Annotated in this window: 17 protein-coding genes; 8 read left to right on the top strand and 9 right to left on the bottom strand. The window is 60.5% G+C overall.

The window, feature by feature from the left end:
- Positions 1 to 4: 4 nt before the first annotated feature.
- From ispC to rpsB, 7 genes are all read right to left on the bottom strand, one after another.
- Positions 5 to 1,195 (bottom strand): 1-deoxy-D-xylulose-5-phosphate reductoisomerase, encoded by a 1,191-nt coding sequence (gene ispC / locus ACZ445_RS06335; RefSeq protein ID WP_058425285.1) that lies wholly within the window; start codon positions 1,193 to 1,195, stop codon positions 5 to 7.
- Complete coding sequence (locus ACZ445_RS06330; RefSeq protein ID WP_179029379.1) at positions 1,192 to 1,998, bottom strand: phosphatidate cytidylyltransferase; 807 nt, start codon at positions 1,996 to 1,998, stop codon at positions 1,192 to 1,194. Before ACZ445_RS06330 ends, ispC begins: the two co-directional genes overlap by 4 nt.
- Entirely contained in the window at positions 1,999 to 2,754 is a 756-nt protein-coding gene (gene uppS / locus ACZ445_RS06325; RefSeq protein ID WP_016974405.1) for a polyprenyl diphosphate synthase, read from the bottom strand. It abuts the gene before it with no gap.
- Positions 2,755 to 2,771: 17 nt separating this feature from the next.
- The gene (gene frr / locus ACZ445_RS06320; RefSeq protein WP_012722596.1) at positions 2,772 to 3,329 is read right to left on the bottom strand and encodes a ribosome recycling factor; all 558 of its coding nucleotides are present in this window, start codon (positions 3,327 to 3,329) and stop codon (positions 2,772 to 2,774) included.
- Positions 3,326 to 4,069, bottom strand: a complete 744-nt coding sequence (pyrH, locus tag ACZ445_RS06315) for a UMP kinase (protein ID WP_003189161.1) — start codon at positions 4,067 to 4,069, stop codon at positions 3,326 to 3,328. The genes frr and pyrH overlap by 4 nt, the downstream gene beginning before the upstream one ends.
- 209 nt (positions 4,070 to 4,278) lie before the next feature.
- Positions 4,279 to 5,142, bottom strand: coding sequence for a translation elongation factor Ts (tsf, locus tag ACZ445_RS06310; RefSeq protein WP_058425287.1), 864 nt, complete (start codon positions 5,140 to 5,142; stop codon positions 4,279 to 4,281).
- A gap of 191 nt (positions 5,143 to 5,333) precedes the next feature.
- Complete coding sequence (rpsB, locus tag ACZ445_RS06305; RefSeq protein WP_003189158.1) at positions 5,334 to 6,071, bottom strand: 30S ribosomal protein S2; 738 nt, start codon at positions 6,069 to 6,071, stop codon at positions 5,334 to 5,336.
- Between the two features lie 388 nt (positions 6,072 to 6,459).
- Between rpsB and map the strand changes: the two genes are divergently transcribed.
- From map to dapC, 3 genes are all read left to right on the top strand, one after another.
- The gene (gene map, locus ACZ445_RS06300; RefSeq protein ID WP_058425288.1) at positions 6,460 to 7,254 is read left to right on the top strand and encodes a type I methionyl aminopeptidase; all 795 of its coding nucleotides are present in this window, start codon (positions 6,460 to 6,462) and stop codon (positions 7,252 to 7,254) included.
- 65 nt (positions 7,255 to 7,319) lie between these two features.
- A complete protein-coding gene (locus tag ACZ445_RS06295) occupies positions 7,320 to 10,022 on the top strand; it encodes a [protein-PII] uridylyltransferase (RefSeq protein WP_179029378.1) in 2,703 nt (900 codons plus the stop codon).
- A 178-nt stretch (positions 10,023 to 10,200) separates the two neighbouring features.
- Positions 10,201 to 11,400, top strand: a complete 1,200-nt coding sequence (gene dapC, locus ACZ445_RS06290; protein WP_464693933.1) for a succinyldiaminopimelate transaminase — start codon at positions 10,201 to 10,203, stop codon at positions 11,398 to 11,400.
- Positions 11,401 to 11,412: 12 nt separating this feature from the next.
- Here dapC and ACZ445_RS06285 read toward each other — a convergent pair whose 3' ends face one another.
- Entirely contained in the window at positions 11,413 to 13,056 is a 1,644-nt protein-coding gene (locus ACZ445_RS06285) for a Na+/H+ antiporter (RefSeq protein ID WP_464708092.1), read from the bottom strand.
- 268 nt (positions 13,057 to 13,324) lie between these two features.
- On the opposite strand from ACZ445_RS06285, the gene ACZ445_RS06280 reads away from it, so the two are divergent.
- From ACZ445_RS06280 to ACZ445_RS06265, 4 genes are all read left to right on the top strand, one after another.
- Positions 13,325 to 13,633 carry an arsenate reductase gene (locus tag ACZ445_RS06280; RefSeq protein WP_231999482.1) on the top strand — a complete coding sequence of 103 codons (309 nt, stop codon included), beginning with the start codon at positions 13,325 to 13,327 and terminating at the stop codon, positions 13,631 to 13,633.
- Between the two features lie 33 nt (positions 13,634 to 13,666).
- Entirely contained in the window at positions 13,667 to 14,701 is a 1,035-nt protein-coding gene (gene dapD, locus ACZ445_RS06275) for a 2,3,4,5-tetrahydropyridine-2,6-dicarboxylate N-succinyltransferase (RefSeq protein ID WP_071496944.1), read from the top strand.
- A 64-nt stretch (positions 14,702 to 14,765) separates the two neighbouring features.
- Complete coding sequence (locus tag ACZ445_RS06270; protein WP_464708091.1) at positions 14,766 to 15,971, top strand: aminotransferase class V-fold PLP-dependent enzyme; 1,206 nt, start codon at positions 14,766 to 14,768, stop codon at positions 15,969 to 15,971.
- Positions 15,968 to 16,381 carry a SufE family protein gene (locus ACZ445_RS06265; protein WP_179029375.1) on the top strand — a complete coding sequence of 138 codons (414 nt, stop codon included), beginning with the start codon at positions 15,968 to 15,970 and terminating at the stop codon, positions 16,379 to 16,381. The genes ACZ445_RS06270 and ACZ445_RS06265 overlap by 4 nt, the downstream gene beginning before the upstream one ends.
- Positions 16,382 to 16,497: 116 nt before the next feature.
- On the opposite strand, the gene tcdA is transcribed toward ACZ445_RS06265, so the two are convergent.
- Positions 16,498 to 17,307 (bottom strand): tRNA cyclic N6-threonylcarbamoyladenosine(37) synthase TcdA, encoded by an 810-nt coding sequence (gene tcdA, locus ACZ445_RS06260; protein ID WP_375166094.1) that lies wholly within the window; start codon positions 17,305 to 17,307, stop codon positions 16,498 to 16,500.
- A gap of 218 nt (positions 17,308 to 17,525) precedes the next feature.
- Between tcdA and ACZ445_RS06255 the strand changes: the two genes are divergently transcribed.
- Positions 17,526 to 20,117: a glycosyltransferase gene (locus ACZ445_RS06255; RefSeq protein ID WP_071496948.1), complete on the top strand. Its 2,592-nt coding sequence runs from the start codon at positions 17,526 to 17,528 to the stop codon at positions 20,115 to 20,117.
- Positions 20,118 to 20,303 lie beyond the last annotated feature (186 nt).

The raw sequence follows: 20,303 nt of genomic DNA, 5'->3' as shown, positions 1-20,303 counted from the left end.
CAGACTAACGCGCGTTGCGGCTCAACCATTGCTCTGCCAGGGCGCGAGCCTTGGTATCGGCTTCGAATACCGCCGCCAGGTCATTCACCGCCACGACAGGCTCAAGCGCCAGGACGTCCTCGATGATACTCGCGATCTGCGGAAAGCGGATGCGCCGTTCGAGAAACGCCGCCACAGCCACTTCGTTGGCCGCATTCAGCATTGCCGGCGCACTATTACCCACTTCGGCCGCTTGCCGGGCCAGGCGCAGGCAAGGAAAGCGCTGCTCGTCCGGCGCTTCAAAGTCCAGGCGGGCCACTGCAAACAGATCCAGCGGGGCGACACCGGAATCAATCCGCTCCGGCCAGGCCAAGGCATTGGCGATCGGCGTGCGCATATCGGGGTTGCCCAACTGGGCCAGGACCGAACCGTCTACATAGTCGACCAGGGAATGGATCACACTTTGCGGGTGAATGACCACTTCGACCTGATCCGGCCGTGCATCGAACAACCAGCACGCCTCGATCAGTTCCAGGCCCTTGTTCATCATGCTCGCCGAATCCACCGAGATCTTACGCCCCATGGACCAGTTCGGATGAGCGCACGCCTGGTCGGGCGAAACATGCTCAAGCTCGGCCCGAGGAGTTTGCCGGAACGGACCACCGGAGGCGGTCAGCAGGATCCGACGCACACCAACCTGGCTCAAGCCACGCGCATAGTCGCCGGGCATGCACTGGAAGATCGCGTTGTGCTCGCTGTCGAGCGGCAGCAGCACGGCGCCGCTTTTGCGCACCGCCTGCATGAAGAGCGCGCCAGACATGACCAGCGCTTCTTTGTTGGCCAGCAGGATCTTCTTGCCGGCATCTACAGCGGCGAGGGTTGGACGCAGGCCGGCGGCACCGACGATAGCGGCAACCACGGTATCCACCTCGGCGTCAGCCGAGACCTGACACAACCCCTCCTCGCCCACCAACACTCGAGTCGCGAGCCCAGCAGCCCGCAGATCATCCTGCAAGCCACGCGCCGCTCCTGTCTCAGGCACTACGACGAAACGCGGTGCGTGGCGCACGCACAAGGCCAACAGCTCGCTCAGACGGCTAAACCCAGTAAGGGCAAAGACCTGATAGCGATCAGGATGACGCGCAATCACATCCAGGGTGCTCAGCCCAACCGAGCCGGTTGCACCCAGCACGGTCACTTGTTGAAGGCGGCTCACGAAACAGTCATCCATAGCAGCACTGCGAAGATCGGGATGGCCGCCGTCAGGCTGTCGATACGATCCAATACACCACCGTGCCCGGGTAGCAGGTTACTGCTGTCCTTGATGCCCGCCTGACGCTTGAACATGCTTTCAGTGAGGTCACCCACCACCGAAACAAACACGACAATGGCCGTGGCCAGCAGCGCCAGGAAGATTTCCTTCGCCGCCCAACCACGCACCACCCCGACGACCAGCGCGATCACCAGCGTCAACGCCAAACCGCCATAGACACCTTCCCAGCTCTTGCCCGGACTGACCGCCGGCGCCAACTTGCGCTTGCCGAAAGCCCGACCGGAGAAGTAGGCACCAATATCAGCCCCCCACACCAGCACCATGACTGCCAGGATCAACCAGTTACCCATTGGATAACGCTTGATCTCCACCAGCCCTTGCCAAGCCGGCAGCAGGATCAGCAAGCCAATCACCAGCTTGCAGGCAACGCTGGACCATTGGCCGCTGGTGCGCGGATAGGTCAGCACCAGGAACGTCGCCAGTGCCCACCACAACACTGCCGCCCCCAACACCCAGGGCGCGAGGTCCGGCAGGATGTACAAGAGAAACGCCAAGGCAGCCACGACAGCGGCATACACCACTCGTGGCAGCTGCGCACTGAACCCCGCCAGGCGCGCCCATTCCCAGGCACCCAGGGTGACAACCAGGCCGATAAACAGCGCAAAGCCGGAGCCGTCGAGCAGGAAAAACCCGCACAAGGCAATCGGCAACAGGATCAGTGCCGTGATGATTCGTTGTTTAAGCATTTAAACCCGGGCTCCAGCTTCGATCTGCTCGCTCGTTTTACCGAAGCGACGCTGACGGGAAGCGAAATCGGCCAGTGCATTACGCATGGCATCGTGTTTGAAGTCCGGCCAGAACAGGTCGGAGAAGTACAGCTCGGTATAGGCCAGCTGCCACAGCAGGAAATTACTGATGCGGTGCTCACCACCGGTGCGGATGCACAGGTCCGGCAACGGCAGGTCACCGGTCACCAGGCAGGTTTGCAACAGTTCGGGCGTGATGTCGTCGGGCCGCAGATGGCCGGCCTGTACTTCACGAGCCAGCCGCTGCGCTGCCTGGGCGATATCCCACTGGCCGCCATAGTTGGCTGCGATCTGTAGCACAAAACGGTTGGCGCCAGCCGTGATTGCCTCAGCCTCACGCATGGCAGCTTGAAGTTCCGGGTGGAAGCGCGAGCGGTCGCCAATGATGCGCAAGCTGATGTTGTTGTCGTTAAGGCGCTTGGCCTCACGACGCAGGGCCTTGAAGAACAGATCCATCAAGGCACTGACTTCTTCGGCGGGCCGCTGCCAGTTCTCACTGGAGAACGCAAACAGGGTCAACACTTCGACCTTGGCCTCGGCACACACCTCGATCACAGCCCTTACCGCATCGACACCCGCTTTATGCCCGGCAACACCCGGCATAAAGCGCTTCTTCGCCCAGCGATTATTCCCATCCATGATGATCGCGACATGGCGCGGCACCACGGAGGGCACAGTCTGCTTGGTCTTTTCCATGAAGGCGTCCTGACCCCTTATACGGCCATCAGGTCCTTTTCTTTTTCTTCCGTGGCCTTGGTGATCTGGGCCTCGGCATCCTTGGTCAACTTGTCGATATCGGCGGTGGCACGACGCTCTTCGTCTTCGCTGATTTCCTTGTCCTTGACCAGCTTCTTCAGGTCACCCAAGGCATCGCGACGGATGTTGCGCACGGCAACACGCGCGTCTTCTGCTGCGCTGCGAGCTTGCTTGGTGAAGCCCTTGCGGGTCTCTTCAGTCAAGGCCGGCATGGAGATCAGCAGCAACTCACCCAGGTTGGTCGGGTTGAGGTTCAAACCGGCGCTCTGGATGGCCTTGTCGACAGCCCCCAGCATGTTGCGCTCAAAGGCTACGACTTGCAGGGTGCGCGAGTCCTTAACGGTAATGTTGGCAACGCTGCTGATAGGTGTATCGGAGCCGTAGTAAGGCACCATCACGCTGCCCAGGATGCTCGGATGCGCCTTGCCGGTACGAATCTGGCCGAATGCATGGCTCAGAGACTCCAGGGATTTCTGCATACGCGCTTGGGCGTCTTTCTTGATTTCGTTGATCATTGTTGGCCTTCCTCGATCAGAGTCCCTTCTGCGCCGCCGTGTACGATATTCAGCAGGGCGCCGGGCTTGTTCATGTTAAATACGCGCAGTGGCATCTTGTGGTCGCGGCACAGGCAAATAGCCGTCAGGTCCATCACGCCCAGCTTGCGATCCAGCACTTCATCGTAGGTCAGATGATCGAACTTCTCGGCATGCGGGTCTTTGAACGGGTCTGCGGTGTACACGCCATCCACCTTGGTCGCCTTGAGCACCACGTCCGCATCGATCTCGATGGCACGCAGGCAGGCTGCCGAATCGGTGGTAAAGAAAGGGTTACCCGTGCCGGCCGCGAAGATCACCACTTCCTTGGAGTTCAGGTGGCGCATGGCTTTGCGGCGATCATAGTGATCGGTCACGCCGACCATGGAAATAGCCGACATCACGATAGCCGAGATATTGGCACGCTCCAGGGCGTCGCGCATGGCCAGGGCGTTCATCACAGTGGCCAGCATGCCCATGTGGTCGCCGGTGACCCGATCCATGCCTGCAGCACTCAGTGCCGCGCCGCGGAACAGGTTGCCACCACCGATCACCAGGCCGACCTGCACGCCGATGCCGACCAACTGGCCGACTTCCAGCGCCATGCGGTCAAGCACCTTGGGATCGATCCCGAACTCTTCCGAGCCCATCAGGGCCTCGCCGCTAAGCTTGAGTAGAATGCGTTTATAGCGAGCCTGATAACCACTGCCCTGCTGAGCCATTGCGAATCTCTCCTGCGGCGTATTTTAAAAATTCTTGGCGAGCCGTTTACGGCTTGCGTTCACTCTAGCTGGACGCTGTCACAGCGCCATCGGAACACGGCTTTGTAAGCCAGTTCCGAAAGGAAGCCAATTAAAATCAGCCTTCCCATTTGAAAAGAGGCTGCGCGCGTGAGCGGGCAGCCTCTTTCGGGCGACAGTTGAAAACTGTCTTATTGCTTGGCGGCAGCCAGCTGGGCAGCAACTTCTTCAGCGAAGTTGTCGACCGGCTTCTCGATGCCTTCGCCTACTTTGTAGTAGGTGAAGGAAACGATTTCAGCGCCGGCTTTCTTGGCCAGTTCGCCAACCTTGATTTCAGGGTTCTTGACGAACGCCTGCTCAACCAGGCTCGCCTCAGCCAGGAACTTGCTGATACGGCCTTTGATCATGTTTTCAACGATATTCTCTGGCTTGCCGGCGATCTTGTCGGCGTTCAGGCTCAGGAACACAGCTTTTTCACGCTCGATCGCTTCGGCAGACACTTCCGAAGGCAGCAGGAACTCAGGGTTGCTGGCAGCAACGTGCATAGCGATGTCTTTGGCCAGCTCAACGTCGCCGCCCTTCAGAACAACAGCTACACCGATCTTGTTGCCGTGCAGGTAACCACCGACAACATCACCTTCAACGCGAGTCAGGCGACGGATGTTGACGTTTTCGCCAACCTTGCCAACCAGAACCAGGCGATCAGCTTCTTGGGCTTCGATCAGAGGCTCAACGGTAGTCAGCTTCTCATCGAATGCTTTCTTGACGCTGGCAGCAACGAATGCCTTGAAGTCATCTTGCAGGGCCAGGAAGTCGGTCTGCGAGTTCACTTCCAGCAGAACGGCGGCTTTACCGTCTTCAACCAGAGCGATAGCGCCTTCAGCAGCGACGTTACCAGCTTTCTTGGCGGCCTTGATCGCGCCGGAAGCACGCATGTCGTCGATGGCTTTTTCGATGTCGCCGCCGGCCTTGGTCAAGGCCTTTTTGCAATCCATCATGCCTTCGCCGGTACGCTCACGCAGTTCTTTAACCAACGCTGCAGTAATCTCTGCCATTTCAAAATCCTCTTGGATAGGTTTTCAACCATTCCACCCGATCAAACGGGCGATCAATTCTTCCCGAATCTCCCTTGTAGGCTGCTGCACGTTACAGATGATGTAGCTGCGCTGCCGACAAATGGTTTTCGAGGTGGCAAAAAGGGGGCCAAGCCCCCTTTTTGCTTACTGAGTCAACGCCAGGGCGCTAATTACTCAGCGGCAGCTACCGGAGCTTCTTCAACGAACTGCTCGGTACCGCCAGCAACGTGGTTGCGACCACGGATTACAGCGTCAGCCATCGAACCCATGTACAGCTGGATAGCGCGGATTGCGTCATCGTTGCCTGGGATGATGTAGTCAACGCCTTCCGGGCTGCTGTTGGTATCGACTACGCCGATAACAGGGATGCCCAGCTTGTTGGCTTCGGTGATCGCGATGCGCTCGTGATCAACGTCGATAACGAACAGTGCGTCAGGCAGACCACCCATGTCCTTGATACCACCCAGGGAACGATCGAGCTTTTCCAGGTCACGGGAGCGCATCAGCGCTTCTTTCTTGGTCAGCTTGGCGAAAGTACCGTCTTCGGCCTGCACTTCAAGGTCACGCAGACGCTTGATGGAAGCACGGATGGTTTTGAAGTTGGTCAGCATGCCGCCCAACCAGCGGTGATCGACGTACGGCGAACCGCAACGTGCTGCTTCTTCAGCAACGATCTTGCCAGCGGAACGCTTGGTGCCGACGAACAGAATCTTGTTTTTGCCCTGGGCCAGACGCTCTACGAAAGTCAGCGCTTCGTTGAACATTGGCAGGGTTTTTTCAAGGTTGATGATGTGGATCTTGTTACGCGCGCCGAAAATGTACTTACCCATTTTCGGGTTCCAGTAACGGGTCTGGTGACCGAAGTGCACACCGGCCTTCAGCATATCGCGCATGTTGACTTGGGACATGATAGTTCCTTAAGTAAGTCGGGTTTGGCCTCCACGTATCCCAATGACCAACCAGCGGCATCAAGGCCTCCGGCACCCAGGTCATCGTGTCGACACGTGTGTGGATTTAAGCTTTGCGGGGTATCCCCGGAAAGCGGCGCATTTTATACCACAGCATCGGCAAAAACGGAACACGCGATCACATTTACCTTAGCGCGCCTTCATGTAACCCCTTGAATAGAGCCGACATACCCCTACCTTATAGACAGAAGCGATCATCAGAGGCTCATGATTTGACGCCATGGTCTGTTAGAATCGCGTTTTCTGTGGCTTGTGCGAATTCTGCAACCTTTTGTCGCACGCCCGTAAACCGTATTGATTTCAGCGCGTCGCGCTAGAGAGAGCCTGTATGACCGTTAGCTTGAAAACCGCCGAAGACATCGCTGGCATGCGCATCGCCGGCAAACTGGCTGCCGACGTGCTGGAAATGATTGCCGAACACGTCAAGCCCGGCGTCACCACCGAGACCCTCAACCAGATCTGCCACGACTATATCGTCAATGTGCAGGGCGCCATCCCTGCGCCGCTGAACTACAAGGGCTTCCCCAAGTCGATCTGCACCTCGGTCAACCACGTGGTCTGCCACGGGATTCCGGGTGACAAGCCGCTGAAGGACGGCGACACCCTGAACATCGACGTCACCGTGATCAAGGACCGCTACTTCGGCGACACCAGCCGCATGTTCCACGTCGGCAACGTACCGGTCTGGGCCGAGCGCCTGTCCCAGGTCACCCAGGAATGCATGTACAAGGCCATCGAGATCGTCAAGCCCGGCTGCCGCCTGGGCGACATCGGCGAAGTGATCCAGAAGCACGCTGAAAAGAACGGCTTCTCGGTGGTACGCGAGTTCTGTGGCCACGGTATCGGCACGGTCTTCCACGAAGAGCCACAGATCCTGCACTACGGCCGCGCCGGCACCGGCATGGAGCTCAAAGCAGGCATGACCTTCACCATCGAGCCGATGATCAACCAGGGCAAGGCCGACACCAAGGTGCTGGGCGACGGCTGGACCGCCATCACCAAGGACCGCAAGCTCTCTGCCCAGTGGGAACACACCTTGCTGGTCACCGAAACCGGCTACGAGATCTTCACGCTGCGCGCCGATGACACGATCCCGCGTACGTCGGGAACAACATCGGCATAAACGTTGCTCAGGTTTTCCCCCACTGTGTTGTGACTGACTGAATAGATAGAAAGGAAAGCCGATCGATGCCCCAGGTGGATCCCGAACTCTTCGACCGTGGCCAGTTCCAGGCCGAACTGGCCCTGAAGGCGAGCCCCATCGCCGCGTTCAAGAAGGCTATCCGCCAGGCCCGCGAGGTACTCGACGCGCGCTTTCGCAGTGGTCGGGACATCCGCCGGCTGATTGAGGACCGAGCCTGGTTCGTCGATAACATCCTGCAAAAAGCCTGGGAACAGTTCAGTTGGAGCTTCGAGGCCGACATCGCCCTGGTGGCGGTCGGCGGCTACGGTCGCGGCGAGCTGCACCCTTACTCCGACATCGACCTGCTGATCCTGCTGGACAGCGCCGACCATGAGATCTTTCGCGATTCCATCGAGCGCTTTCTCACATTGTTGTGGGACATCGGCCTGGAAGTCGGTCAAAGCGTGCGCTCGGTGGATGAATGCGCCGAAGAGGCGCGCGCCGACCTCACCGTGATCACCAACCTCATGGAAAGCCGCACCATCGCCGGCCCCGAGCGCCTGCGCCAGCGCATGCTCGAAGTCACCAGCACCGCGCACATGTGGCCGAGCAAGGACTTTTTCCTGGCCAAGCGCGCCGAGCAAAAGGCCCGGCACCACAAGTACAACGATACTGAATACAACCTGGAACCCAACGTAAAAGGCTCGCCGGGCGGGCTGCGGGATATCCAGACGATCCTGTGGGTTGCGCGTCGCCAGTACGGCACCCTGAACCTGCGCGCCCTGGCCGGCGAAGGCTTCCTGGTGGAAAGCGAAAACGCCCTGCTGGCCTCCTCCCAGGAATTCCTCTGGAAAGTGCGCTACGCCTTGCACATGCTGGCCGGGCGCTCCGAAGACCGCCTGCTGTTCGACCACCAGCGCTCCATCGCCACTCTGCTGGGCTTTGAAGGCGAAGACGCGAAGACCAGCATCGAAAGCTTCATGCAGCAGTATTACCGGGTGGTCATGAGCATTGCCCAGCTCAGCGACCTGATCATCCAGCACTTCGAAGAAGTGATCCTGGCCCCTGAAGACGAAGCGCCGCCGCAACCGATCAATGCGCGCTTCCAACTGCACGATGGCTATATCGAGGCGCGCAACGACAACGTGTTCCGCCGCACGCCGTTTGCCATGCTGGAAATCTTCGTGCTGATGGCCCAACAGCCGGAAATCAAAGGCGTGCGCGCCGATACCATTCGCCTGCTGCGGGAAAACCGGCACCTGATCGACGACGATTTCCGCAACGATATCCGCAACACCAGCCTGTTCATCGAGCTGTTCAAGTGCAAGATCGGCATCCACCGCAACCTGCGGCGCATGAACCGTTACGGCATCCTCGGGCGCTACCTGCCGGAATTCGGTTTTATCGTCGGGCAGATGCAGCACGACCTGTTCCACATCTATACCGTGGACGCCCACACCCTGAACCTGATCAAGCACCTGCGTAAGCTGCAGTACACCCAGGTGTCGGAGAAATTCCCGCTGGCCAGTAAGTTAATGGCCAAGCTGCCCAAGCCCGAGCTGATCTACCTGGCCGGCCTGTACCACGACATCGGCAAGGGCCGGCATGGCGATCACTCCGAGGTCGGTGCGGTTGATGCCGAAGCCTTCTGCCAGCGCCACCAGTTGCCGCTGTGGGACAGCCGCCTGATCGTCTGGCTGGTGCAGAACCACCTGGTGATGTCGACCACCGCCCAACGCAAGGACTTGTCCGACCCGCAGGTGATCCACGACTTTGCGCAGATCGTCGGCGATGAAACCCGCCTCGACTACCTGTACGTGCTGACCGTCTCGGATATCAACGCGACCAACCCGACGCTGTGGAACTCGTGGCGCGCCAGCCTGCTGCGCCAGCTGTACACCGAGACCAAGCGTGCCCTGCGCCGCGGCCTGGAAAACCCGGTGGACCGCGAAGAGCAGATCCGCCGCACCCAAAGTGCCGCCCTGGATATCCTGGTGCGCGGCGGCAACGACCCGGACGATGTGGAACAACTGTGGTCGCAACTGGGCGACGATTACTTCCTGCGTCACACCGCCGGTGATGTGGCCTGGCACACTGACGCGATCCTGCAGCAACCCGCCGACGGCGGCCCGTTGGTGCTGATCAAGGAAACCACCCAGCGCGAATTCGAAGGCGGCACGCAGATCTTCATCTACGCCCCGGACCAGCATGACTTCTTCGCCGTGACCGTGGCCGCCATGGACCAGCTCAACCTGAACATCCATGACGCCCGGGTGATCACCTCCAGCAGCCAGTTCACCCTAGACACCTATATCGTGCTCGACACCGAAGGCGAGTCCATCGGCGACAACCCGGCGCGAGTGAAGAAGATCCGCGAAGGCCTGACCGAGGCGCTGCGCAACCCTGATGACTACCCGACTATCATCCAGCGCCGGGTGCCGCGCCAGCTCAAGCATTTTGCATTTGCGCCCCAGGTCACCATTTCCAACGACGCCCAACGGCCGGTCACGGTACTGGAACTCAGCGCTCCGGATCGCCCAGGCCTGCTGGCACGCATCGGCGGGATCTTCCTGGAGTTCGACCTGTCGTTGCAGAACGCCAAGATTGCGACCCTCGGCGAGCGCGTGGAAGACGTGTTCTTCATTACCGATGCCGACAATCAGCCGCTGTCCGACCCTGAGCTGTGCCTGCGCTTGCAGGAAGCCATCGTCCAGCAGTTGAGCGTGACCCAGGAACCCGGCGTCGAACTCACGCGCCTGACTATTTGAATACGCGGATTAATCTGTGAAGCAGGGCTTGTGTGGGAGGGGGCTTGCCCCCGATAGCGGTGGGTCAGCTACAAATATATCAACTGACAGTCAGCAATCGGGGGGCAAGCCCCCTCCCACATAAGAATCGCTGCGCCCAGCAGACCCCAGGCTTTCAACCGAATTGAACGAGACTTCCATGAACAACGCCCTGAACCAGCTACAGCCCTACCCGTTCGAGAAACTGCGCGCCCTGCTCGGCAGCGTCACGCCAAACCCGGACAAGCGCCCGATTGCGCTGTCCATCGGCGAACCAAAGCACAAATCCCCGGAATTCGTGGCCAAGGCCTTGGCCGACAATCTCGACCAGATGGCCGTGTACCCAACCACCCTGGGTATCCCAGCGCTGCGTGAGGCCATCGGCGCCTGGTGCGAACGCCGTTTCAACGTGCCCAAGGGCTGGCTCGACCCGGCGCGTAATATCCTGCCGGTCAATGGCACCCGTGAAGCGCTGTTCGCCTTTACCCAGACCGTGGTCAACCGTGGCGACGATGCGCTGGTGGTGAGCCCAAACCCGTTCTACCAGATCTACGAAGGTGCGGCGTTCCTGGCCGGGGCCAAGCCGCATTACCTGCCATGCCTGGATGCCAATGGCTTCAACCCGGACTTCGACGCCGTGACGCCGGACATCTGGAAACGTTGCCAGATCCTGTTCCTGTGCTCCCCCGGCAACCCGACCGGCGCACTGATCCCGGTCGAAACGCTGAAAAAACTCATCGCCCTGGCCGACGAATATGACTTCGTGATCGCCGCCGACGAGTGCTACAGCGAGCTGTACTTCGACGAACAAACCCCGCCGCCAGGCCTGCTGAGCGCCTGCGTCGAACTGGGGCGCCAGGACTTCAAGCGTTGCGTGGTGTTCCACAGCCTGTCCAAGCGCTCCAACCTGCCAGGCCTGCGCTCAGGCTTTGTGGCCGGCGACGCTGACATCCTCAAGGCGTTCCTGCTGTACCGCACCTACCACGGCTGCGCGATGCCGGTGCAGACCCAGCTGGCGAGCATTGCCGCCTGGCAGGATGAAGCCCACGTGCTGGCCAACCGTGACCTGTATCGCGAGAAGTTCGACGCGGTACTGGCGACCCTCAAGCCGGTGCTGGATGTGCAGAACCCGGACGGCGGCTTCTACCTGTGGCCGAATGTGAATGGCGACGATGCCGCGTTCTGCCGCGACTTGTTCGTGGAAGAACATGTAACCGTGGTGCCGGGCTCGTATCTGTCGCGGGAAGTGGATGGTTTCAACCCCGGTGCCGGGCGCGTGCGCATGGCGCTGGTTGCGCCGCTGGCGGAATGTGTGGAAGCGGCTGAACGCATTCGCGATTTTATTCAGCGTCGCCGCTAAAGGGCTTGGTGGTCATTTCACCTGACCCAGATTCGCCTCACTCATGTCCAGATCCGCCAACACCTCCCTCAAAACGTCATCACCAATCTGGTGATGACGACTCAGGCTGTACAACTCCAGGCGCTGTGCCCGCAGCGCCTTGAGCCGCAGTTTGCGCTCAAGCAGGTCCATCTGCTGCGCCAGCGCCTGGGCCTCGGCCGAGTCGTTGAACACCTCCAATTGATGGCGATATTCCGACATCAGCCGTGCCTTGAGCTCAGTGGCAAGTGCCGCCTGGGCGGCGTCCTGGCTTTCGGGCTCAGCGGGTTCTTCTGCTTCCAGCGCATGGATCGCAGCCACAGCCGTTTTTTTCCAGGCCTCGCGGACCTCTTTGTGACGTTTCTCGTCCGGGCTCTTTTCAATGCCGCGTAACAACAACGGCAAGGCAATACAGGCGGCGATCAGCGACAGGAGGATCACGCCTGCCGCGATGAAGATCAGCAGGTCGCGCTCGGGAAAGTCCCGGCCCGGCGCCAGCAGCAAAGGCACCGACATGACACCGGCCAACGTCACCGCACCGCGCACACCACCGACGGTCAACAACCAGCAGGAACGGGCGGTCGGCACCAGCGTCAGCTCGCTTTTCCCACGAATTCGGCGTAACAGGCCTGACAGACGCCAGATGCTCTGCACCCAGATAAAACGCAGCACCACCAACACCAGGAAGATCGCGATCACATCCAGGCAGCGATAAAACAGGGTCGGCCATAGCGTTGTCTCGTGACTGACCACGGCCTTGATGATGTCCGGCAGTTGCAGGCCCAGCAGCAGGAAGATCAGGCCGTTGAAGGCAAACTCCAGCAACGACCAGACGCTGCGGTTGAGCAAGCGTGTACTGGTCTGGCGTGGCAGCAGGTCGAGCCAGCTTTGCATCATGCCTGCCGCGACCGCCGACAAGATGCCCGAGGCGCCCAGGCGCTCGGCCAGCACGTAGGCGGCGAATGGCAGCAACAACATGAACACCACATGGGTTGCCGGGTCATCCCAACCACGGGCGATCATCCAGGCGCGCAGCCGGCCGACCAGCCAGCTCAGGGCTACGCCAACAGCCAAGCCACCGACAGCGACCAACACAAAGGTCAGGCTGGCATCCGCCAGGGAAAACACCCCGGTCAACGCCGCCGCCAAGGCAAACTTGAACGTCACCAGGCCCGACGCATCGTTCATCAGGGCCTCACCCTGCAGCATGTGCATCAAGGGCGTAGGCAGACGGTTCTGGGAAATCGCCGACACCGCCACGGCATCCGTCGGCGACAAAACGGCTGCCAAGGCGAAGGCCACCGGCAGCGGGATCTTAGGCAATATCCAGTGGATGAAATAACCCGCACCGACCACCGTGAACAACACCAACCCCACCGCCAACGTCAGGATCGGCCCGCGCAACCGCCACAGTTCACGCTTGGGCATGCGCCAACCATCCGAGAACAGCAGCGGCGGCAGGAACAGAAACAGGAACAACTCCGGGTCCAACGCCACATGCAGCCCCAGCGTCGGCCAGGCCAGCAAGGCACCAGCGGCGATCTGCACCAGGGGCAACGGCAGAGGAATGACACGCCCAACCAGACGCGAAACGCTGACCAGCATCAGCAGGATAAGAACGGTGTAGGCGGTTTGCATAAAGCGGGTTTCCCGGACAATCGACTTGCAACGACACACATGAGGCAACAACTGGCCGTTGAAGTGCCATATTACCCGGCTATGTTAACCGCCTATGCTGCCGACCGGCCTTTGCACATAAGTCGCACGCCAGCATGACGAGGGGCACGGTCCCGCCGGTCATGGCATAATCCGTGACCTTTAATTTTCACTTGGTCCAAAGGGGGGCAATTCCTTGACCGCTTCAAGCAAAACGTTGCACCTTTTCGGCATCAAAGCCTGCGACACCATGAAAAAAGCGCGCACCTGGCTCGATGAGCACGGCGTGGGCTATGAGTTCCACGACTACAAAACGGCCGGTATCGACCGCGAACACTTGACCCAATGGTGCAACGAGCACGGTTGGCAGGTGGTTTTGAACCGTGCGGGCACCACCTTTCGCAAACTCGAAGACGAACGCAAAGCCGATCTCGATCAGTCGAAAGCCATTGAATTGATGCTCGCACAACCTTCGATGATCAAGCGCCCGGTGCTTGATCTCGGTGACAGAACCCTGATTGGCTTCAAGCCAGATAGTTATTCGGCGGCCCTCAAGTAGGCCAGCCCTTTCCATTTTTGTAGAGGTAACAGCATGTCCAATTCCCTGTTCAGCCTGGGCTTCGGCGTCGGCACTCAGAACCGCCAAGGTGCTTGGCTGGAAGTGTTTTACGCACAGCCGCTGCTCAACCCATCGGCTGAAATCGTCGCGGCCATCGCGCCGATCCTCGGTTACACCGAAGGCAACCAAGCCATCACCTTCACCATCAGCCAAGCGCTGCAACTGGCCGATGCCCTCAAGAATGTCGACGCCACCCAAGCCGCGCTGCTCAACCGCCTGGCTGAAAGCCACACCCCGCTGGTCGCCACCCTGCTGGCCGAAGACGCCGCACTGACCTCCACGCCCGAGGCCTACCTCAAGCTGCACCTGCTGTCCCACCGCCTGGTCAAGCCCCACGGCCTGAGCCTGGCCGGTGTGTTCCCGCAGTTGCCGAACGTGGCCTGGACCAGCCAGGGCGCGATCGACATCAACGAACTGGCCGAACGCCAGCTGGAAGCCCGCCTGCGTGGCGAGCTGCTGGAAGTGTTCTCGGTGGACAAGTTCCCGAAAATGACCGACTACGTAGTGCCGAGCGGCGTGCGTATCGCGGATGCCGCGCGTCTGCGCCTGGGTGCCTACGTGGGCGAAGGCACCACCGTGATGCACGAAGGTTTCGTCAACTTCAACGCCGGCACCGAAGGCCCGGGCATGATCGAAGGCCGTGTATCGGCCGGCGTATTCGTCGGCAAGGGCTCGGACCTGGGTGGCGGTTGCTCCACCATGGGCACCCTGTCGGGTGGCGGCAACATTGTGATCAAGGTCGGCGAAGGCTGCCTGATCGGCGCCAACGCCGGTATCGGTATCCCGTTGGGCGACCGCAACACCGTGGAATCTGGCCTGTACGTCACCGCCGGCACCAAGGTCGCGCTGCTGGACGAAAAGAACCAACTGGTCAAAGTGGTCAAGGCGCGTGAACTGGCCGGCCAGCCGGACCTGTTGTTCCGTCGCAACTCCGAAACCGGTGCCGTGGAGTGCAAAACCCACAAATCGGCCATCGAACTGAACGAAGCGCTGCACGCTCACAACTAAGCAGCCACTCGATGCCACTAGCGGGCCCCGACCCCGGGGCTCGCTTATACGAGTCTTGAACACCATGCTAGTGCCCTCCCCCTGGCGCGCCGATTTCCCGGCCATCGCCACCCTGCAACGGCAAGACCAGACGTATCTGGACAATGCCGCCACCACCCAAAAGCCCCAGGCCCTGTTGGATGCCATCAGCCATTACTACGCCAATGGCGCAGCCAATGTGCACCGTGCCCAGCACTTGCCCGGCGCCCATGCGACCCAGGCGTTCGAAGACAGCCGCAGCAAGGTCGCGCAGTGGTTGAGTGCAGGCGACAGTGGGCAGATCGTGTTCACCCACGGCGCGACTTCTGCGCTGAACCTCTTGGCCTACGGCCTTGAGCACTTATTCAATGCGGGCGATGAGATTGTGGTCAGCGCCCTGGAACACCACGCCAACCTCCTGCCCTGGCAGCAACTGGCCAAACGCCGCGCCGCCACGCTGGTGGTGCTGCCGTTGAACGATGACGGCGTGATCGACCTGCAAGCAGCCGCCGAACTGATCGGCCCGCGCACACGCCTGTTGGCGGTGAGCCAGTTATCCAACGTGCTCGGCGCCTGGCAGCCTCTGGAAGCGCTGATCACAGCGGCCAAGGCCCACGGTGCACTGACCGTGGTCGATGGCGCCCAAGGCATCGTCCATGGCCGCCATGACGTGCAGGCCCTGGGCTGCGACTTCTATGTGTTTTCCAGCCACAAGTTGTACGGGCCGGACGGCGTCGGCGTGCTGTTTGGGCGCAACGCAGCCCTGCACCACCTGCGCCACTGGCAGTTTGGCGGCGAGATGGTGCAACAGGCCGACTACCACAGCGCCAGCTTTCGCCCGGCACCGCTGGGTTTCGAGGCCGGCACACCACCGATTGCCAGCGTCATCGGCCTGGGGGCCAGCCTGGATTACCTGAGTTCGCTGGACCAACAAGCGGTCGTCGCCCATGAAGCGGCGCTGCATGACTACCTGTTGCGTGGGCTCAAAGCGCGTAATGGCGTGCAGGTGCTGGGCTCGCCGCAGGTGGCGTTGGTCAGTTTCGTCGTCGATGGCGTGCATAACGCTGATCTTGCGCACTTGCTCACCGAGCAAGGGATTGCCGTACGTGCAGGACACCATTGCGCAATGCCGCTGCTCAAGGCGATGGACTTGTCAGGGGCGATCCGTGTGTCTTTGGCGATGTACAACGATTCGGATGATCTGGAACGCTTCTTTGAAGCACTGGACCAGGCGCTGGATATGCTGCGATGAGCCTGCCGATGGAGGCGGTTGCTGCGCTGGAAGCCTTTCAGTCCGTCGGCAGTTGGGAACAACGCGCGCGGATGCTGATGCAGTGGGGCGAGCGGCTGCCTGCCCTGGCGGCCGAGGACAAAGTCGACGCAAATCTGGTACAGGGCTGTGAAAGCCTGGTGTGGTTGGTGGGGCGTTTGCAGGACGGCCACTGGCAGTTCACCGCCAGCAGCGATGCACGGATGATTCGTGGGTTGGTGGCGTTGTTGCTGGCGCGGGTCAATGGATTATCCGCCACAGAATTGCAGGCAGTTGACCTTCCCGACTGGTTCGATCAGTTGGGCCTCTCTCGCCAACTGTCACCGTCACGCAGTAATGGTCTGAATGCCGTGCTGCAGCGTATGCGGGCATTAAGTCTTACACAAAACTAAATGTGGGAGGGGGCTTGCCCCCGATTGCAGGGTGTCAGTCACTGAACAAGTTGGCTGATCCACCGCTATCGGGGGCAAGCCCCCTCCCACATTTGAATTGTGTAGGGTTCCGAGATTTAACTGGGCTTGACCCGCTCCGACGGCCTGCGCACCCCGGCCACGATCTTGTCCACCGCCTTGGTGGCCGCCACCATGCCGAACGTGGCGGTCACCATCATCACCGCGCCAAACCCGCCCGCGCAGTCCAGCTTCACGCCATCCCCGACAAAACTCTTCTGCAGGCAAATGCTGCCGTCCGGCTTGGGATAACGCAGTTGCTCAGTGGAAAACACGCACGGCACGCTGTAATGGCGGGTCACGGTACGCGAGAAACCATAGTCACGGCGCAGGGTCGAGCGCACTTTCGACGCCAACGGGTCGTTGAAGGTGCGGTTCAAGTCGCACACCTGGATCAATGTCGGGTCGATCTGCCCACCGGCGCCGCCGGTGGTGATGATCTGGATCTTGCGGCGTTTGCACCAGGCAATCAGCGCAGCTTTGGCATTGACCGCGTCGATGCAGTCGATCACACAATCGATGTTGGGGGTGATGTACTCGGCCATGGTGTCGCGGGTCACGAAGTCGGCCACCGCATGCACCGTGCAATCCGGGTTGATGCCGCGCAGGCGCTCGGCCATCACCTCGACCTTGGGTTTGCCTACGGTGCTGTCCAGGGCATGCAACTGGCGGTTGCTGTTGCTGACGCAGACATCGTCCAGGTCAAACAGCGAAATCTCGCCCACCCCGCAACGGGCCACGGCTTCCGCCGCCCAGGAGCCCACACCGCCGACGCCGACGATCGCCACATGGGCCGCCTTCAAGCGTTCCAGGCCTTCAATGCCATACAAGCGGGCGACGCCTGCAAACCGCGGATCTTCTGTACTCATGACCATTACCCCAAAAACCGGCGCGCATTATAGGGCTACGCCGCGACAAGTTCGAAGCTTCAAGCTACAAGTTAAGAACTAAGATGGCCTTTCGCTGACTAATGTCCGGTTTTTCTCTGCTTGCTGTACGGTCAGGGAAGCGCCGGTGTAGGATGCGCGCCGTTCGGCGCAGGCCGACACCTCTTTTCGTTCCACACCTTTTGGAACCCGAAATAGCCATGGCATCGCGTAAATTTGGACTCAACCTGGTGATCGTGCTGGCAATCGCCGCGCTGTTCACCGGCTTCTGGGCGCTGATCAACCGCCCCGTCACCACCCCCAACTGGCCTGAACAGATTTCCGGTTTTTCTTACTCGCCATTCCAGCAAGGCCAGTTCCCACAGAAAGACCAGTACCCGACCGACGACCAGATGCGTCAAGACCTTGCGATCATGAGCAAGCTGACGGACAACATCCGTACCTACTCGGTCGACGGCACCCTGGGGGACATCCCCAAGCTGGCGGAAGAGTTCGGCCTGCGCGTGACGCTGGGGATCTGGATCAGCCCGGACCTGGAACGCAACGAGCGGGAAATCCAGCGCGCCATCGAAATCGCCAACAGCTCGCGCAGTGTAGTGCGGGTAGTGGTGGGTAACGAAGCGCTGTTCCGGGAAGAAATCACCCCTGAGGCGCTGATTGTGCTGCTGGACCGGGTGCGCGCCGCCGTGAAAGTGCCGGTGACGACCTCCGAGCAGTGGCACATCTGGGAAAAGAACCCGCAACTGGCCAAGCACGTCGACCTGATTGCCGCGCACATCCTGCCATTCTGGGAATACATCCCGATGGACAAGGCCGGCCAGTACGTACTCGACCGTGCCAGGGACTTGAAGAAACTGTTCCCGAAAAAGCCGCTGCTGCTGTCGGAAGTGGGCTGGCCGAGCAACGGCCGCATGCGCGGCGGCAATGAGACCTCCCCGGCCGACCAGGCGATTTACCTGCGCACGCTGGTGAACAAGCTGAACCGCCAGGGCTACAACTACTTCGTGATCGAGGCCTTCGATCAGCCATGGAAAGTCAGCGACGAAGGCTCGGCCGGCGCTTACTGGGGCGTATACAACGCCGCGCGCCAGCAGAAATTCAACTTTGAAGGCCCAGTTGTCGCGATCCCGCAATGGCGCGTATTGGCGATCGGCTCAGTGGTGCTCGCGCTGCTGTCCCTGACCCTGCTGATGATCGACGGCTCGGCCCTGCGCCAGCGTGGCCGCACCTTCCTGACCTTTATCGCGTTCCTGTGCGGTTCGGTGCTGGTGTGGATCGGCTACGACTACAGCCAGCAATACAGCACCTGGTTCAGCGTCACCGTGGGCATTCTCCTGGCCCTCGGTGCCCTGGGCGTGTTTATCGTGTTGCTGACTGAAGCTCATGAACTGGCGGAAGCGGTTTGGACCCACAAGCGCCGGCGCGAATTCCTGCCGGTCGAGGGGGATTCGGACTACCGCCCGAAAGTGTCGATCCATGTGCCGTGCTACAACGAGCCGCCGGAGATGGTCAAACAGACCCTCGACGCCCTGGCCGCCCTTGATTACCCGGACTACGAAGTCCTGATCATCGACAACAACACCAAGGACCCGGCCGTGTGGGAGCCGGTGCGCGACTACTGCGAAACCCTGGGGCCGCGCTTCAAGTTCTTCCATGTCGCGCCCCTGGCCGGTTTCAAGGGTGGCGCACTGAACTACCTGATCCCGCACACTGCCAAGGATGCCGAAGTGATCGCGGTGATCGACTCCGATTACTGCGTATCGCCGAATTGGCTCAAGCACATGGTGCCGCACTTCGCCGACCCGAAAATTGCCGTGGTGCAGTCGCCGCAGGACTACCGCGATCAGAACGAAAGCACCTTCAAGAAGCTCTGCTACGCGGAATACAAGGGCTTCTTCCATATCGGCATGGTCACCCGCAACGACCGCGACGCGATCATCCAGCATGGCACCATGACCATGACCCGTCGCTCGGTGCTCGAAGAGCTGGGCTGGGCTGACTGGTGCATCTGCGAAGACGCCGAACTGGGCCTGCGGGTGTTCGAGAAAGGCTTGTCGGCGGCGTATTACCACGACAGCTACGGCAAGGGCCTGATGCCGGATACCTTTATCGACTTCAAGAAACAGCGTTTCCGCTGGGCCTACGGCGCGATCCAGATCATCAAGCGCCACACCGCGAGCCTGTTGCGCGGCAAGGACACCGAGCTGACCCGTGGCCAGCGCTACCACTTCCTGGCGGGCTGGCTGCCGTGGGTGGCGGACGGCATGAACATCTTCTTTACCGTGGGCGCGCTGCTGTGGTCGGCGGCGATGATCATCGTGCCGACGCGGGTCGACCCGCCGCTGCTGATTTTTGCGATCCCGCCGTTGGCGTTGTTCGTGTTCAAGGTGGGCAAGATCATTTTCCTCTACCGGCGTGCGGTAGGCGTGAACTTGAAGGATGCATTCTGCGCGGCCCTGGCCGGTCTGGCGTTGTCCCACACCATCGCCAAGGCGGTGCTGTATGGCTTCTTCACCACCAGCATCCCGTTCTTCCGCACCCCGAAAAACGCGGATAACCACGGCTTCTGGGTGGCGATTTCCGAAGCCCGCGAAGAAATGTTCATCATGCTGCTGTTGTGGGGCGCGGCGCTGGGGATCTACCTGGTGCAGGGCCTGCCGAGCAATGACATCCGCTTCTGGGTAGTGATGTTGCTGGTGCAGTCGCTGCCGTATGTGGCGGCGCTGGTCATGGCGTTCCTGTCTTCGCTGCCGAAACCGGCGGCGGCAGCAGAACCCGCACCGGCGGCGTAAAAACTTGCGCAATGCACTAAACGGCGGCCTCTGGCCGCCGTTTTGCTATAAGATAACGGCCGTTTTATGAGTCTTGGCCCAGGCCAATGCTTTGTGTGGGAGGGGGCAAGTCGAATCGTCGCACCGCCCCTCCCACACTGAATCTGCGCCCTTTACGTCCTGCGCCCATCACATGCTTCCGGAGTT

The organism is Pseudomonas allii, assembly GCF_055380095.1.
This window is presented reverse-complemented; position numbering and strand designations above follow the sequence as displayed.

Bases quoted from the DNA above. Each gene is read 5' to 3' on its own strand.
- map (WP_058425288.1), top strand. From the start codon at position 6,460: ATGACCGTTAGCTTGAAAACCGCCGAAGACATCGCTGGCATGCGCATC.
- rpsB (WP_003189158.1), bottom strand. From the start codon at position 6,071: ATGTCCCAAGTCAACATGCGCGATATGCTGAAGGCCGGTGTGCACTTC.
- ACZ445_RS06270 (WP_464708091.1), top strand. From the start codon at position 14,766: ATGCTAGTGCCCTCCCCCTGGCGCGCCGATTTCCCGGCCATCGCCACC.
- uppS (WP_016974405.1), bottom strand. From the start codon at position 2,754: ATGGAAAAGACCAAGCAGACTGTGCCCTCCGTGGTGCCGCGCCATGTC.
- ACZ445_RS06330 (WP_179029379.1), bottom strand. From the start codon at position 1,998: ATGCTTAAACAACGAATCATCACGGCACTGATCCTGTTGCCGATTGCC.
- ACZ445_RS06280 (WP_231999482.1), top strand. From the start codon at position 13,325: ATGAAAAAAGCGCGCACCTGGCTCGATGAGCACGGCGTGGGCTATGAG.
- ACZ445_RS06265 (WP_179029375.1), top strand. From the start codon at position 15,968: ATGAGCCTGCCGATGGAGGCGGTTGCTGCGCTGGAAGCCTTTCAGTCC.
- dapD (WP_071496944.1), top strand. From the start codon at position 13,667: ATGTCCAATTCCCTGTTCAGCCTGGGCTTCGGCGTCGGCACTCAGAAC.
- tcdA (WP_375166094.1), bottom strand. From the start codon at position 17,307: ATGAGTACAGAAGATCCGCGGTTTGCAGGCGTCGCCCGCTTGTATGGC.
- ACZ445_RS06285 (WP_464708092.1), bottom strand. From the start codon at position 13,056: ATGCAAACCGCCTACACCGTTCTTATCCTGCTGATGCTGGTCAGCGTT.
- dapC (WP_464693933.1), top strand. From the start codon at position 10,201: ATGAACAACGCCCTGAACCAGCTACAGCCCTACCCGTTCGAGAAACTG.
- frr (WP_012722596.1), bottom strand. From the start codon at position 3,329: ATGATCAACGAAATCAAGAAAGACGCCCAAGCGCGTATGCAGAAATCC.
- ACZ445_RS06255 (WP_071496948.1), top strand. From the start codon at position 17,526: ATGGCATCGCGTAAATTTGGACTCAACCTGGTGATCGTGCTGGCAATC.
- pyrH (WP_003189161.1), bottom strand. From the start codon at position 4,069: ATGGCTCAGCAGGGCAGTGGTTATCAGGCTCGCTATAAACGCATTCTA.
- tsf (WP_058425287.1), bottom strand. From the start codon at position 5,142: ATGGCAGAGATTACTGCAGCGTTGGTTAAAGAACTGCGTGAGCGTACC.
- ACZ445_RS06295 (WP_179029378.1), top strand. From the start codon at position 7,320: ATGCCCCAGGTGGATCCCGAACTCTTCGACCGTGGCCAGTTCCAGGCC.